Raw genomic sequence first — 13,307 nt, forward strand, 5'->3', positions numbered from 1 at the left:
TTCGCAACCCCGCGAGTCTACGCGGACCTCGGTCAGACGGGGACCAGCGGCCGGTGCGGCTCCGGCGGGGTCTCGACGGCGATGGCGTCGCCCGGGCGGACCTCGCCACCCACCAGCACGATCGCCATGACGCCGGCCTTGCGCACGATGGCCCCGGCGGCGTCGCGGCCGACGACCTCCTTCAGCACGCCCGGCTGGAAGTCGTCGATCTGGTAGCAGGGGTTGCGCAGCCCGGTGACCTCGATGACCGCCTGGTTCCCGAGCCCCAGGCGGGTTCCCGTCGGCAACCCGAGCAGGTCGACCCCGCGGGTGGTGACGTTCTCGCCCAGCTGCCCGGGGCCGACGGCGTACCCGGCGGCGGCGAGCTCGTCGTGCAGCTCGGCGTGGATGAGGTGCACCTGGCGCAGGTTGGGCGCCGACGGATCGCGGCGGATGCGGGACAGGTGCTGCACCGTCGTGCCGAGGTGCGCGTCACCCTCGACGCCGAGCCCGGCCAGCAGCGCGATGGCCGGCCGGGTCGGCTTGCCGAAGGTGTGGTCCGGGTTGGAGCTGACGGCGACGACCTGCGCCATCAGTGCCCGTGACCGTGGCCGTCGTCGCCACCGTCGTGCCCGCCGTGGCCGTGACCGTGGCCGTCGCCCTCGTCGGGGAACAGCCCGGGCGGGAACCCGCCGGTGGCGATGGGGCTCCACCGCTCGGGCGTGATGCGCAGCAGCGACTTGCCCTGCCGGTGCATGGCCTCGCGGTAGCCGTCCCAGTCCTGGTGCTCGCCGGCGACGTTGCGGTAGTACTCGACCAGCGGCTCGACGGAGTCGGGCAGGTCGATGATCTCGGCCAGGCCGTCGACCTGCACCCAGGCGCCGTCGAAGTCGTCGGACAGCACGAGGATGCTGGCGCGCGGGCGGTGCCGGATGTTCTGCGCCTTCGCGCGGTCGGGGTAGGTCGCGACGACGATGCGGCCGGAGTCATCGACCCCGCACGTGACAGGCGATGCCTGCGGGCCGCCATCGGCGCGCTGGGTGATGACGATGCCGTGGTGGCGCACCCGGACGAACTCGAGCAGCCCGGCGAGATCGACGGTGGTGTTCGTGGCGATGTTCGGCATGGGTGACACCCTACGCAGGGGGTGTGTCAGGCCCGCCGTGCCGACGCGCGGCGACGCGCACGGGCGGACCCGTACAGGCAGACGGCCGCCGCGGTGGCGAGGTTGAGGCTCTCGGCGCGGCCGTAGATCGGGACCCGCACCACGTGGTCGGCCAGGGCGCTGACCTCGGCCGGCAGACCCCACGCCTCGTTGCCGAACAGCCAGGCGACCGGCCCCGCGAGCAGGTCGTCGTCCTCGGCCTCGTCGAGGTCGAGCGAGCCGGCGCCGTCGGCCGCCAGCACCGTCAGGCCGCGCTCGCGCAGCGCCGCCATCGCGTCCGCCGTCGGCGCACCGGCCGAGACGGGCAGGTGGAACACGCTGCCGGCCGACGCCCGGACCGCCTTGCCGCCCTGCGGGTCGACCGAGCCGTGGGTGAGCACGACGGCGTCCGCTCCGGCCGCGTCGGCGCACCGGATGACGGTGCCCGCGTTGCCCGGATCGCGCGCCTCGGCGAGGATGGCGACCAGCTGCGGCTCGCCGTGGAGCGCCTCGGCGAGGTCGACCGTCAGTGACCGGCAGACCGCCACCAGGCCCTGCGGCGTCACGGTCTCCGACAGCGCGGCCAGCGCGGCGTCGTCCGCCGCGTGCACAGGGATGCCGGCGGCGTCAGCGGCCGCCACGATGGGCGCCCAGCGGGCCGCCGCCGTCGCCGTCGCGAACAGTTCGACGACCCGGCCCGAGCCCGAACCGACCGCCTCGCGCACGGCCTGCGGGCCCTCGGCGAGGAACAACCCGGCCTTCTCGCGGGCCGGCCGGCGCAGCAGCTTGTGCGCCTCGCGCACCCGGCCGGACCGTTCGGTCAGCATCGGGTCATCCCATCCTTCCGGTGATCATGTTCCCTGGCGGTCACCCTGCGACCGCCAGAGGACATCATCACCGGAACAGACGAAGACCGGGCCCGCCTCACGCGACAGGCCCGGTCTCGGCGTACTGCTGGCGGCGCTCAGGCCGCCGGTGCCGCCGGAGCGTTGCGGTCGGCGGGCAGCGCGGCGCGCGCGACCTCGACCAGCGCCTTGAAGGCACCCGGGTCGTTGACGGCGAGGTCGGCCAGCATCTTGCGGTCGACGTCGACCTCGGCCAGGCGCAGACCCTGGATGAAGCGGTTGTACGTCAGGCCCTCGGCCCGGGACGCCGCGTTGATGCGCGTGATCCACAGCTGCCGGAAGTCGCCCTTGCGCTGCTTGCGGTCGCGGTAGGCGTAGACGAGCGAGTGGGTGACCTGCTCCTTCGCCTTCCGGTACATGCGGGAGCGCTGACCCCGGTAGCCGCTGGCCCGCTCGAGGGTCTCACGGCGCTTCTTGTGGGCGTTGGTTGCCCGCTTGACGCGTGCCACTGGTACTCCTTGCTGGATTCGGCCGGACCGGCCGAAGATCGGATTGGACGGTCGCCGCTTACTTGCCGAGCAGCTTCTTGATGCGGCCCTGGTCCGGCTTGGCCACCTCGGTGGTGCCGGCGAGCTTCCGGGTCAGCGTGGACGGCTTGTGCTCCAGGTAGTGGCGACGGTTCGCCTTCTGGCGCAGCACCTTCCCGCTCCCGGTGATCCGGAACCGCTTGCTCGTGCCGCTGTGCGTCTTGTTCTTCGGCATGGCGCCGTCAATCTCCTCGTCAGTCTTCGTTGTCGGGGGTGGGCCGCTCGACCTCGGGCCGCTGCGCTTTCTCGGCCTCGGCCGCCGCCCGGCCCGCCGCACGCTCGGCCCGCTCGGCCTCTTCGTCGGCTTGCCTCTGCTGCTGCCGCTCGACCTTCGCCGCTTCCTTCTCGGCCCTGGCGTCGGCCTTCTTCTTGTGCGGCCCCAACACCATGATCATGTTGCGGCCGTCCTGCTTCGGCGACGACTCGACGAAGCCAAGCTCGTTGACGTCCTCGGCGAGGCGCTGCAGCAGCCGGAAGCCGAGCTCCGGCCGCGACTGCTCACGGCCGCGGAACATGATGGTGACCTTGACCTTGTCACCCTCGGCCAGGAAACGCTCGACGTTGCGCTTCTTGGTCTCATAGTCGTGCTTGTCGATCTTGGGTCGGAGCTTCTGCTCCTTGATCAGGACGTGCGACTGGTTCCGGCGAGCCGCGCGCTCCTTCATGGCGGACTCGTACTTGAACTTGCCGTAGTCCATGAGCTTGGCCACCGGCGGCCGGGCGCCGGGAGCGACCTCGACCAGGTCGAGATCGGCCTCCGCCGCAAGCCGGAGCGCGTCCTCGATGCGGACGATGCCGACCTGCTCACCGTTGGGGCCGACGAGCCGGACCTCCGAAACGCGGATCCGGTCGTTGATGCGGGGCTCTGCGCTGATGCCTTCCTCCTGAAATCGCCGGGGTGGTGCCTCGACCACGCCGCGGAAAACACGAAAGGCCCCCGCGAACGTGCACGCAGAGGCCAACCCATCGGCGTCGCGGCACATTCCTGCACCACGACCACAAGGGCGTCCACTGGACGCCCTGACCAGGGAACCCGACGACCCGAGGGTCGATGCGGGTGGGAGAGGACTCCGCTTGCTGGCCGCCTGTCCCGAGGGTCTCGAGTCAGACGGTCCGGTCGGTGTGAGAGCCTACCATGAATGAGCACGCCGGATCACATCGCGACCCAGGCAGGGCGCGACATCGCCGATGTCCCCGCCGTCGAGGTCATCTCCACCGCCGCCGTCCACCTCATGAGCGCGGCCGCCGTCCACCTCGGCCTGGCCGAGGACCTGCCCGAGCACCGCGATCTCGATGAGGCCCGATCGCTCATCGAGGCGCTCGCGGGGTTGATCGTGGCGGCCGCGCCGTCCCTGGGAACCCACCACGCGGGGCCGTTGCGCGACGGGCTGAAGACGCTGCAGCTGGCCTTCCGCGAGGCGTCGCCTTATCCCGACCCGGTGGGCGAGGGGCCGGGCGAAAAGTACACGGGGCCGGTGTACTCGTAGGTTCGGCGGGTTCTGCGTTCGCCGGGTGCGGCGTTGGCTGGGTTTGCCCAGTTGGCCGGCCCCCTGCTGCTCTCCATTGTCGGGGGCGCGGGAGACCGCCTCAAGCGGACCGACGGCGCTTCGCGCGGAGAGGACCGCTTGACCCGGACTCCCGCGCCCCCGCTCAAGCACCATCAGCGACCCCGCCCCCAGAATGGCCCCGGCACTCAGACCCGCTGGTGCCCTGTCCCGCCGGCCGCTCACTGTCCCGCTGTGGTGTGGCGACTTGTCCCGCCGACATCCAGTCCCACCGGCCGCTTCCATGATCATCAACCTTTCGTGTCGCCAGAGCAGCCCAAATGTTGATGGTCATGGTCCGGGGGCGGCGCTGACGCCCTGGAAACCGGCGGACGCCTCGGAAACCGGCGGTTGGCAGCGAATTCCGGGCCGCAAGCGCCGGTTTCCCGAGCGTGAGCCGGATTGCGGGGCGTCGCCACCGCCGAACCTCGACCTGACGCAGAACTAGCGGATCAACGCCCGCCGAACCCTCCGCCGCACCCCACGCCACACCCGAGCCGCCCCACGCGGAGCCACGTCACCACGGGGCGCAGGGTCCGCCTCCTCCACGCCCGGCCACGGACCCAGCGGCCGCCAGCCCGACGCCAGCGACCGCAGATCCGGCGCATCGACGGCGAACGTCACGGGCCCAGCCAAATCGATGACCAGGGCTTCGGCGCCGTCGGCCAAGGCGGCCTCGGCGGCGCTGCGGGTCGGGACCGGGGTCGGCCGAGCCGAGGCGTTCCACCGCTGCAGCGACTCGACGCACGTGAACGCGAGCAGCCCGCGCCGGCCGTCGCGGCCGGTGGTGAGGACCGCCGCCATGGCGGTCTCCTTCTCCGCGCCCGTGGCGTCGACGGACTCGGCGACGGCGACGACGGGGATCAGCAAGCGCCCGGCGGCCAGGGCGGCGAGGACGTCGGCGGAGCCGCCTTCGCCCCGGTCGTAGGCCGCCAGCGCCGCAACGATGCGGGGGTCGGCCGTGCCGTCGTCGTCGCCGAAGGGCGTGGACGGCACGGAGCGTCGGGGCGCAGCACTCACGGGGCGCGACCATAGCCCGCCCATGGCGTCGGCGCCATCCGACTGCGGTTTTTCGGCCACGCAGATCTACCCAAGAACGACAATACGGACCGGTCGGGGCGAGACACGACCTACCGGGCGGCCTGGATCGCCGCCCCGTGTCGATCGGCCAGGGCCCTCAGGTGAACGTACACTCCACCCGTGGACCTCTCCGTCTCCGACGCACCGGTGGGCCGTCTCCTCGACGGACGCTACCGGATCGAGGCGCTCCTGGCGCGCGGCGGCATGGCGACGGTCTACAAGGCCACCGACACCCGGCTCGACCGCCCCGTCGCACTGAAGATCATGCATGCGGAGCTGGCCGCCGACGACGACTTCGTGGCCCGGTTCATCGGCGAGGCCCGCGCCGTCGCCCAGCTGTCGGACCCCAACGTCGTCAACGTCTTCGACCAGGGCGAGGACGACGGCGCCGTCTACCTGGCCATGGAGTACATCCCGGGCCGCACGCTGCGCGACGTCCTGCACGAGCGCGGGCGGCTGGGTGCCGACCTCGCCCTCGAGGTCGCCGAGTCGGTGTTGTCGGCGCTCGCCGCGGCGCACCGGGCCGGCATCGTCCACCGCGACGTGAAGCCCGAGAACGTGCTGGTCGGCAACGACGGCCGGGTCAAGGTCGCCGACTTCGGGTTGGCCCGCGCCAACAGCAGCTCCTCGAAGACCACCCGCGGCCTGCTCGGCACCGTTAGCTACATCTCCCCCGAGCAGGCGCTGGGTGAGCGGGCCACGCCGCGCTCCGACGTCTACTCCGCCGGCATCATGCTCTACGAGCTGCTGACCGGGAAGACTCCGCACGAGGGACCCACCGACTTCGTGGTGGTGCGCAGCCACATCGACGACGACGTCCCGCCGCCCTCCGAGGCGGTGCCGCTGCCGGCCCCCGTCGACGACCTCGTGCTGACAGCCACGGCGCGCGAGCCACGGAAGCGCTATGCCGACGCAGGTACGTTCCTCGCCGCGGTCCGGTCCACCCGCTCCGCCATCGCCGGTGTCCCGCTGGTCGAGCCCGAGGACGACCCCGAGCTCACCGAGATCCACGCCGAACCGCGCGACTCCGCCGGCGTCACCCTCGACGAAGCGCTGGCCGGCACCGTCCTCGCCGGGCAGGTCGGCCGCGTGCACGGGTACGACGCCGCCGACGCCGACGAGACCGACCACGACTTCACCGACGACGACGGCGTCCGGCGCACCGACAGCCGCGCCGGCACGTCGCACGCCCGCGTCGAGGAGAGCCACCCCGGCTCGACCCGCCGCATCGACGCGCCGCTCTCGATCCGCTTCACCGAGGACGACGACGGCGGCAGCGGCGACGAGCCGCGGGCCGGCTCCCGGGCGGCGCGCGCGGCCGAGGCACGCGCCCGCGCCGCCACCCATCGCCGCACCGAGCAGGCCCGCAGCCGCCGCGGCCTCTACCTGTTCCTGTTCGTCCTGCTGCTGGCCGTCGGCGTCGCCACCGCGGCCTGGTGGTACGGGTCCGGACGGTGGGAGGCCACGCCGTCGCTGCTCGACCTCAGCGCCGAGCAGGCCGAGGCACGTGCCCAGGAGGACGGATTCACGGCGGTCAACGGCGGCGAGGAGTTCTCCGAGACCGTCGAGGCCGGCCTGGTCCTGAGCACCCGCCCCGGCCCCGGCGAGCGGCTGCTGGGCGGCGGCGAGATCACCTACGTCCTCTCCAAGGGCCCGGAGCGCTACGAGGTCCCGACGCTGACGGGGCTCACCGTCGAGGCCGCGCAGGAGCTCGCCGAGCCGTTGGCGATGACCATCCGCGCCGAGGACCCGGTCTGGAACGACGACGTCGAGGCGGGCCTGATCATCACCCAGAGCGTCGAGGTGGGCGAGCAGGTCCGCCGCGACACCGAGGTCGTGGTCACCGTGAGCCGCGGCCCGGAGCCCGTCGAGATCCAGGACTTCACCGGACAGCCGGCCGATCAGGCCGAGACCGCGCTCACCGAAGCCGGATTCCGGGTGAACAAGACCGAGGAGCACAACGCCGACGTCGCCGCGGGCACCGTCATCCGGCAGGACCCCGCCAGCGGCACCGGATTCCGTCAGGACGAGATCACGATCGTGGTGTCACTCGGGCCGGAATTGATCGAGGTTCCGAATGTCATCGGCGAAAGGGTGGAAAGGGCCGAGCAAATGGTCCGCGAGGCAGGATTCCAGCCCGAGATCGTCGACCTCATCCCCGGCATCGGCGGCGGCGGCCGCGGCGACCGCATCCAGCGCCAGGAGCCCGAGCCGGGCACGCCGCTCGCTCCCAACTCCGTCGTCCGGATCATCCACTTCTGACCCGGCCCCGGCCCACCCCGAGGACTCCGTGACCGCTGCACTCGCCCTGCTGGGCACCCACCTCCCTGTCGCCGGCAAGCTGGTGGCGCTGCCCGAACGCGCCGCCGGCATGGGCGCCTCCTCGGTGCAGGTGTTCCTCGGCAACCCGCGCGGCTGGGCCATGACGCCCGGCGACCCTGACACCGACGCCGCCTTCCGCACGGCCGCCGACGACCACGGCCTGACGGTGCTCGTCCACGCCGCGTACCTGGTCAACCTCGGGAGCCCGGTGCCCGAGACGGCGCAGCGCTCGGCCGCCGCTCTGGCGCACTCGCTGCGCCGGGCCCGCGAGGTCGGCGCGCGCGGCGTCGTCGTGCACACCGGCTCGTGCGTCACGGCGGGCAGCCGCGACGACGCCATGCGCCAGGTCCGCGAGCTGCTGCTACCGCTGCTCGACGAGCTCGACGCCTCCCCCGGCGGCCCCGACCTGCTGCTCGAGCCGACCGCCGGCCAGGGCCAGTCCCTGTGCGCGACGGTGGACGACCTCGGCCCGTACCTCGCCGCGCTGGACCACCATCGGCGCGCGCTGGTCTGCCTCGACACCTGCCACCTGTTCGCGGCCGGCCACGACCTCGCCGCCGAGGGCGGCATGACCGCCATGCTGGACCGCTTCGCCGACGTCGCCGGCGCCGACCGGCTGGCCGCGGTGCACGCGAACGACTCCATGGACGTGTGCGGCTCGTTCCGCGACCGGCACCAGCGCATCGGCAAGGGGCACATCGGCGCCGCGGCGTTCGGCGAGCTGCTGCACCACAAATCGGTCGCCGGATTGCCCGTGGTGCTGGAGACGCCGGGTGGCCCTCCGGCTTATGCCGAAGATCTTTCGCTGCTGAAGGAATTACAGCCGAGTTCCCAGAAATAACAACATGAGATGTCAAGTGACCTGATTGTGACCAACTGTCTTGCCCTCCGGACAACCCTGCCGAAGTCGGCTTTCGGTAGCTTAGTTTCAGGTGGGGACGAGGCGGGAGGTTGCGTCATGGTGGTCGTGATGTCGCCCGATGCGACGCCGGAACAGATCGACGCCATCGTGGCGCGGGTGCTCTCCACGGGCGGCGAGGCTTTCGTCAGCCGCGGCGTGCAGCGCACCATCATCGGACTCGTCGGCGACGTCGACGACTTCCGCGCGCTCAACCTGCGCGGCATGCCCGGCGTGGCCGACGTCATCGCGGTCTCGACGCCGTACAAGCTCGTCAGCGTCGACCACCAGCCCGCCCGCAGCACCGTCGTCGTCGGCACCGGCACCGGGGCGCACCCGGTCATGATCGGCCCCGACACCTTCACCCTGATCGCCGGCCCGTGCGCCGTCGAGTCGCTCGAGCAGACGCTCGAGGCGGCCGAGATGGCCAAGGCCGCCGGCGCCACCATGCTGCGCGGCGGCGCCTTCAAGCCGCGCGCCGCGCCCCGCGACTTCCAGGGTCTGGGCAAGGTCGGGCTGCACATCCTGGCCGAGGTCCGCGAGGTCACCGGGCTCCCCGTCGTCACCGAGGTCATCGACGCCGCCGACGTCGACCTCGTCAGCGGCTACGCCGACATGCTGCAGGTCGGCGCGCGCAACATGCAGAACACCGCGCTGCTGCAGGCGGTCGGCCGGGCCCGGAAGCCGGTGCTGCTCAAGCGCGGCATCCAGGCCACCGTCGAGGAGTGGCTCATGGCGGCCGAGTACGTCGCCCAGCGCGGCAACCTCGACATCGTGCTGTGCGAGCGCGGCATCCGCACCTTCGAGACGGCCACCGCCACGACGCTCGACATCGCCGCGGTGCCCATCGCGCAGCGGCTGTCGCACCTGCCGGTCATCGTCGACCCGTCCCACTCCGCCGGGCGGCGCGACCTCGTGCTGCCGCTCTCGCGGGCGGCCATCGCCGTCGGCGCCGACGGCATCCTGGTCGACGTCCACCCCGACCCCGAGGCGGCGCTGTGCGACGGTCCGCAGGCGCTGGCCGGGGCCGACGTGCGCGAGCTCGCGTCGACGCTGCGGCGGCTGGTGCCGGCGTCGGGGCGGCGGCTGGGCGAGCCCTCCCCCGCGGTGATGTGAGACCGAGCCGCAGCTGACCCCGTCATCGACTGACGGCGGCCAGCTCACTCTCGCCGGCCACGGCGGCCGCCCGCTGCTGAGCTCGGTGCGCGCGGATCGAGTAGGCCAGCGCGGCCACCCACACCACGACGATGACGACGTAGACGGCGGCCCGCACGCCACCGGGCGCGTCGATCCAGTCGCTGCGCATGATGGTCCGGCTGTTGGTCAGCACGATCATGCCGCCCACCGCCGAGCCGAGGATCCGCGGCGGGACGATGCGCACCAGGTACGCGGCGATCGGCGCGGCGATGACGCCGCCGGCCAGCAGCACGCCGACCCAGGCGAAGTCGATGTTCTCGGTCCCCAGCCCGATGAGGAAGCCCACGCTGGCGGCGACGGCGACGATGAACTCGCTGGTGTCGATCGAGCCGATCACCTTGCGCGGCTCCATGCGGCCGCTGGCCAGGATGGCGGGGGTGCCGACGGGGCCCCAGCCACCGCCGCCGGTGGCGTCGACGAAGCCGGCGACCAGTCCGAGCGGGGTGAGGAACCGCTTGCCCGGCGGCCGCGGGTCGCGCCGCACCGGCAGCCCGCGCAGCGTGAAGCGGACCAGCAGGTAGGTGCCGAGAGCCAGCAGGATCAGCGACATGACCGGCGCCGCGGTCTCGGTGGAGACGCCGGACAGGAACGTCGCGCCGGCGAACGCCCCGATGCCGCCGGGGACGCCGATCTTCGCGACGACCTTCCAGTCGACGTTGCCGAACCGCCAGTGCGACAGGCCGGAGACCAGCGTGGTGCCGATCTCGGCGAGGTGGACGGTGGCCGACGCCGCCGCGGGGTTCGCCGTCACGGCGAGCAGCAGCGTGCTGGAAGTGACCCCGTAGGCCATGCCGAGACTGCCGTCGACGAGCTGGGCGGCGAAACCGACCAGGCCCAGCAGGACGAGCGTGCGCACTCGGCGGCCTCCCAACCACTTAACCCGTCAGAACTATAGGAATAGTGGCTGAAGGAGGGAATCGGGGTCAACAGGTGGAGAACACCGTCTCGAAGTGCGGGACGGTCCGTCTCAGCCTGCGACCGCTCCGGCGAGCACCTTGGCCGCACGCTGGGCGTCCGCGGGCGCGACGTCGAGGTGCGTGATGAGCCGGACCAGCCCCGGCCCGACGATGCCGGTGAGCACGCCCTCGGCCCGGGCCCGGTCGACGACGGCGGCCGCCCGCTCGCCCACGTCGAGGATGACGATGTTCGTCTCGACGGAGGCGGGGTCGACGGCGCCGGGGTCGGCCTCGGCGACCGCCTCGGCGATGAGCCGGGCGTGCGCGTGGTCATCGGCCAGCCGCTCGACGTGGTGGTCCAGCGCGTGCAGACCGGCCGCCGCCAGCACGCCGGCCTGCCGCCAGCCGGCACCGAGCCGCTTGCGCCAGACCCGCGCCTCGGCGACGGCCGCGGCCGAGCCGACGAGCACCGAGCCGACCGGCGCGCCCAGGCCCTTGGACAGGCAGACGGAGACGGTGTCGAACAGCCGGCCGTAGTCGGCCAGCGCGACGCCGGTGGCGACGTGCGCGTTCCAGAGCCGGGCGCCGTCGAGGTGCAGCCGGACGCCGACGGGGTCGACCAGCGCGCGCAGCTCGCGCAGCGTGTCGAGCGGCTGCACCGTCCCGCCGGCGAAGTTGTGGGTGTTCTCGACCGCCACCGCCGCCGTCGACACCATGTACGGACCCGCGTCGGGGGTCATGAGGCGCCGGACGGCGTCGAGGTCGACGTGCCCGCGCTGGTCGGACCAGGTGCGCGTGGTGACGCCCTGCGTGACGGCGTGCGCGCCGAGCTCGGCCCGGACCACGTGCGCCCGCTCTTCGCAGAGCAGCTCCTGGCCCGGCGCGACCAGCGACCGGACCCCGAGCACGTTGGCCAGCGACCCGCTGACCGTGAACAGCCCGGCCTCGTGGCCCAGCAGGGCGGCGACCCGCTCCTCGAGGGCGTGGACCGAGGGGTCCTCGTCGTAGACGTCGTCGCCGGTCTCGGCGGTGGACATCGCGGCCAGCATGGCGGCGGTGGGCCGCGTGACGGTGTCGCTGCGCAGGTCGATCACGTCTCGGATTCTATTTCCTGTTTCGTTGCGGGACTCCCCGGCGTCCAGGACCTCGCGGTCGGCCTCAATCCCTGCCGCAGTTCCCAGCATCCGGATGGCCGGTTGCTTTCACATCAAACCCATAGGAGATTGGTGGTATGCCCGAGCTGCTGCTCACCCAGCGACGCGCCGTCGATCTGATGCGCGTCGCCAGCCAGCTCTGTCGCTGACGGGCTCCGCCCGCTACCGCGCACGCCGTCGCCACCCGCGATCCTCCTCTCCCGGCCGCCACCCCCGGCCTGCCGCCCTGGAGTCACCCATGACCCTTGCGTCCGTGTCCCCTCCGCACCCTGGTGACACCCTCGAACCGCCGCCCGAGCCGTCGCCATGGGGCGTGGTCGTCTTCGTCGAGGTCGACGAGGCGCCGGCCCGCCGGTCCGGCAGCACCGCCGTCGTCGACGGCCGCGCGGTGCCGCTGACGCCGCTCGGGCACGGCTACCGGCTGAACTGACCACGATTCGAGCGAAATCGGCTCAACATTCGAGACACATCTTATTAACTACTAAACCACCGTGATTACTATGACTCGCCGTTCACACCAACGATCCGAGGGGGACCCACCTATGAGCACCCGAACCAGAGCAGCAGCGGCCGCGCTCGTCCTCGCCGGCGGCCTGACGCTCGCGGCCTGCGGGGGCGACGACGCCGACTCCGCGTCCGGCGGCGAGGAGACGACGCTGTCGATCGTGGGCTTCGCGGTCCCCGAGGCGGCGAACGTCGCGATCGCCGAAGCGTGGAACCAGACCGACGAGGGCGCCGGCGTGCGCTTCCGCAGCTCCTATGGGGCCTCCGGCGACCAGAGCCGCGCGGTCGAGTCCGGCCTCGAGGCCGACTACGTCCACTTCTCCGTCACCAGCGACGTGACCCGGCTGGTCGACGCCGGGCTGGTCGAGGACACCTGGGACGACGGCCCGAACAAGGGCGTCGTCTCGTCGTCGGTCGTCGTGCTGGCGGTCCGGCCCGGCAACCCCGAGAACATCCAGGGCTGGGACGACATCGTGAAGCCGGGCATCGAGATCGTCACGCCGAACCCGGCGTCGTCCGGGGCGGCCCGCTGGAACGCGCTCGCCGCCTGGGGGCACGTCGCCGCGAACGGCGGCACCGACGCCGAGGCCGAGGAGTACCTGCGCCAGCTCTTCGCCAACGTCGTCGCGCTGCCCAACAGCGGCCGCGACGCCACCACCAGCTTCCTCGGCGGCACCGGCGACGTCCTGCTCGCCTACGAGAACGAGACGATCCTGGCCACGCAGAACGGCGAGGAGCTGGACTGGGTCATCCCCGACACCACGATCCTCATCGAGAACCCGGGCGCAGTGCTGACGGACGCCGACCCGAAGGCGCAGGAGTGGCTGGACTTCGTGCTCAGCGAGGACGGCCAGCGGCAGTTCGCCCTCAAGGGCTTCCGGCCGATCATCGACGGCGTCGACACCAGCGGCATCGAGGGCGCGCTGGACCCCGACGACCCGTTCCCCACCCCGGAGCACCTGCTCACCGTCGAGAACGACTTCGAGAGCTGGAGCGCACTCTCGGACAAGTTCTTCGCCGAAGAGGGCGGCATCATCACGACGATCATCGCCGAGTCCGGGAAGGCGCAGTGAGCTCAGTCCCGGCCGGGGTCGCGGGCGGGCGGAGGCGCCGGCCGCCCGCCGGCGCCGGCGGCCGGCTCACCCGCGTCTCCGGGC

At 72.4% G+C, this 13,307-nt stretch carries 16 protein-coding genes; 7 read left to right on the top strand and 9 right to left on the bottom strand.

Annotated features, from left to right (window positions below; translation table 11 throughout):
- Positions 1-32: 32 nt before the first annotated feature.
- From HD601_RS30045 to infC, 6 genes are all read right to left on the bottom strand, one after another.
- Entirely contained in the window at positions 33-572 is a 540-nt protein-coding gene (locus HD601_RS30045; protein ID WP_184828256.1) for an MOSC domain-containing protein, read from the bottom strand.
- Complete coding sequence (locus HD601_RS30050; protein WP_184828258.1) at positions 572-1,105, bottom strand: PPOX class F420-dependent oxidoreductase; 534 nt, start codon at positions 1,103-1,105, stop codon at positions 572-574. The genes HD601_RS30045 and HD601_RS30050 overlap by 1 nt, the downstream gene beginning before the upstream one ends.
- Positions 1,106-1,131: 26 nt before the next feature.
- Positions 1,132-1,950, bottom strand: coding sequence for a TrmH family RNA methyltransferase (locus HD601_RS30055; RefSeq protein ID WP_184828260.1), 819 nt, complete (start codon positions 1,948-1,950; stop codon positions 1,132-1,134).
- Positions 1,951-2,087: 137 nt separating this feature from the next.
- The gene (gene rplT, locus HD601_RS30060) at positions 2,088-2,477 is read right to left on the bottom strand and encodes a 50S ribosomal protein L20 (protein ID WP_184828262.1); all 390 of its coding nucleotides are present in this window, start codon (positions 2,475-2,477) and stop codon (positions 2,088-2,090) included.
- Between the two features lie 58 nt (positions 2,478-2,535).
- On the bottom strand, positions 2,536-2,730 hold the full coding sequence (gene rpmI, locus HD601_RS30065) for a 50S ribosomal protein L35 (RefSeq protein WP_184828264.1): 195 nt from the start codon (positions 2,728-2,730) through the stop codon (positions 2,536-2,538).
- 19 nt (positions 2,731-2,749) lie between these two features.
- Positions 2,750-3,538 carry a translation initiation factor IF-3 gene (infC, locus tag HD601_RS36130; RefSeq protein ID WP_184828266.1) on the bottom strand — a complete coding sequence of 263 codons (789 nt, stop codon included), beginning with the start codon at positions 3,536-3,538 and terminating at the stop codon, positions 2,750-2,752.
- Positions 3,539-3,694: 156 nt separating this feature from the next.
- Between infC and HD601_RS30075 the strand changes: the two genes are divergently transcribed.
- Positions 3,695-4,042 carry a DUF1844 domain-containing protein gene (locus tag HD601_RS30075; RefSeq protein ID WP_184828268.1) on the top strand — a complete coding sequence of 116 codons (348 nt, stop codon included), beginning with the start codon at positions 3,695-3,697 and terminating at the stop codon, positions 4,040-4,042.
- Positions 4,043-4,543: 501 nt separating this feature from the next.
- Here HD601_RS30075 and HD601_RS30080 read toward each other — a convergent pair.
- Positions 4,544-5,119: an SseB family protein gene (locus HD601_RS30080; RefSeq protein ID WP_184828270.1), complete on the bottom strand. Its 576-nt coding sequence runs from the start codon at positions 5,117-5,119 to the stop codon at positions 4,544-4,546.
- A 180-nt stretch (positions 5,120-5,299) separates the two neighbouring features.
- On the opposite strand from HD601_RS30080, the gene pknB reads away from it, so the two are divergent.
- The 3 genes from pknB (at position 5,300) to aroF (ending at position 9,515) form a co-directional block, all read left to right on the top strand.
- Positions 5,300-7,441: a Stk1 family PASTA domain-containing Ser/Thr kinase gene (pknB, locus tag HD601_RS30085; RefSeq protein ID WP_184828272.1), complete on the top strand. Its 2,142-nt coding sequence runs from the start codon at positions 5,300-5,302 to the stop codon at positions 7,439-7,441.
- Positions 7,442-7,469: 28 nt separating this feature from the next.
- Positions 7,470-8,342 (top strand): deoxyribonuclease IV, encoded by an 873-nt coding sequence (locus HD601_RS30090; protein ID WP_184828274.1) that lies wholly within the window; start codon positions 7,470-7,472, stop codon positions 8,340-8,342.
- A gap of 117 nt (positions 8,343-8,459) precedes the next feature.
- Complete coding sequence (gene aroF / locus HD601_RS30095; RefSeq protein WP_184828276.1) at positions 8,460-9,515, top strand: 3-deoxy-7-phosphoheptulonate synthase; 1,056 nt, start codon at positions 8,460-8,462, stop codon at positions 9,513-9,515.
- A 22-nt stretch (positions 9,516-9,537) separates the two neighbouring features.
- Here the strand turns inward: aroF and HD601_RS30100 are convergent, their stop codons facing one another.
- Positions 9,538-10,452, bottom strand: a complete 915-nt coding sequence (locus HD601_RS30100) for a TSUP family transporter (RefSeq protein ID WP_184828278.1) — start codon at positions 10,450-10,452, stop codon at positions 9,538-9,540.
- 111 nt (positions 10,453-10,563) lie between these two features.
- Complete coding sequence (locus HD601_RS30105) at positions 10,564-11,586, bottom strand: GntG family PLP-dependent aldolase (protein WP_184828280.1); 1,023 nt, start codon at positions 11,584-11,586, stop codon at positions 10,564-10,566.
- A 137-nt stretch (positions 11,587-11,723) separates the two neighbouring features.
- Here HD601_RS30105 and HD601_RS36325 point away from each other — a divergent pair, with 137 nt between their 5' ends.
- The 3 genes from HD601_RS36325 (at position 11,724) to HD601_RS30115 (ending at position 13,223) form a co-directional block, all read left to right on the top strand.
- Entirely contained in the window at positions 11,724-11,795 is a 72-nt protein-coding gene (locus tag HD601_RS36325) for a putative leader peptide (RefSeq protein WP_425503496.1), read from the top strand.
- A gap of 104 nt (positions 11,796-11,899) precedes the next feature.
- On the top strand, positions 11,900-12,076 hold the full coding sequence (locus HD601_RS30110; RefSeq protein WP_184828282.1) for a hypothetical protein: 177 nt from the start codon (positions 11,900-11,902) through the stop codon (positions 12,074-12,076).
- A 112-nt stretch (positions 12,077-12,188) separates the two neighbouring features.
- Positions 12,189-13,223 (top strand): sulfate ABC transporter substrate-binding protein, encoded by a 1,035-nt coding sequence (locus tag HD601_RS30115; RefSeq protein WP_184828284.1) that lies wholly within the window; start codon positions 12,189-12,191, stop codon positions 13,221-13,223.
- Positions 13,224-13,307 lie beyond the last annotated feature (84 nt).

This window comes from Jiangella mangrovi (genome assembly GCF_014204975.1).
Taxonomy (GTDB): domain Bacteria; phylum Actinomycetota; class Actinomycetes; order Jiangellales; family Jiangellaceae; genus Jiangella; species Jiangella mangrovi.

Bases quoted from the DNA above. Each gene is read 5' to 3' on its own strand.
- rpmI (WP_184828264.1), bottom strand. From the start codon at position 2,730: ATGCCGAAGAACAAGACGCACAGCGGCACGAGCAAGCGGTTCCGGATC.
- HD601_RS30045 (WP_184828256.1), bottom strand. From the start codon at position 572: ATGGCGCAGGTCGTCGCCGTCAGCTCCAACCCGGACCACACCTTCGGC.
- infC (WP_184828266.1), bottom strand. From the start codon at position 3,538: ATGTGCCGCGACGCCGATGGGTTGGCCTCTGCGTGCACGTTCGCGGGG.
- HD601_RS30050 (WP_184828258.1), bottom strand. From the start codon at position 1,105: ATGCCGAACATCGCCACGAACACCACCGTCGATCTCGCCGGGCTGCTC.
- HD601_RS30115 (WP_184828284.1), top strand. From the start codon at position 12,189: ATGAGCACCCGAACCAGAGCAGCAGCGGCCGCGCTCGTCCTCGCCGGC.
- HD601_RS30075 (WP_184828268.1), top strand. From the start codon at position 3,695: ATGAGCACGCCGGATCACATCGCGACCCAGGCAGGGCGCGACATCGCC.
- aroF (WP_184828276.1), top strand. From the start codon at position 8,460: ATGGTGGTCGTGATGTCGCCCGATGCGACGCCGGAACAGATCGACGCC.
- HD601_RS30055 (WP_184828260.1), bottom strand. From the start codon at position 1,950: ATGCTGACCGAACGGTCCGGCCGGGTGCGCGAGGCGCACAAGCTGCTG.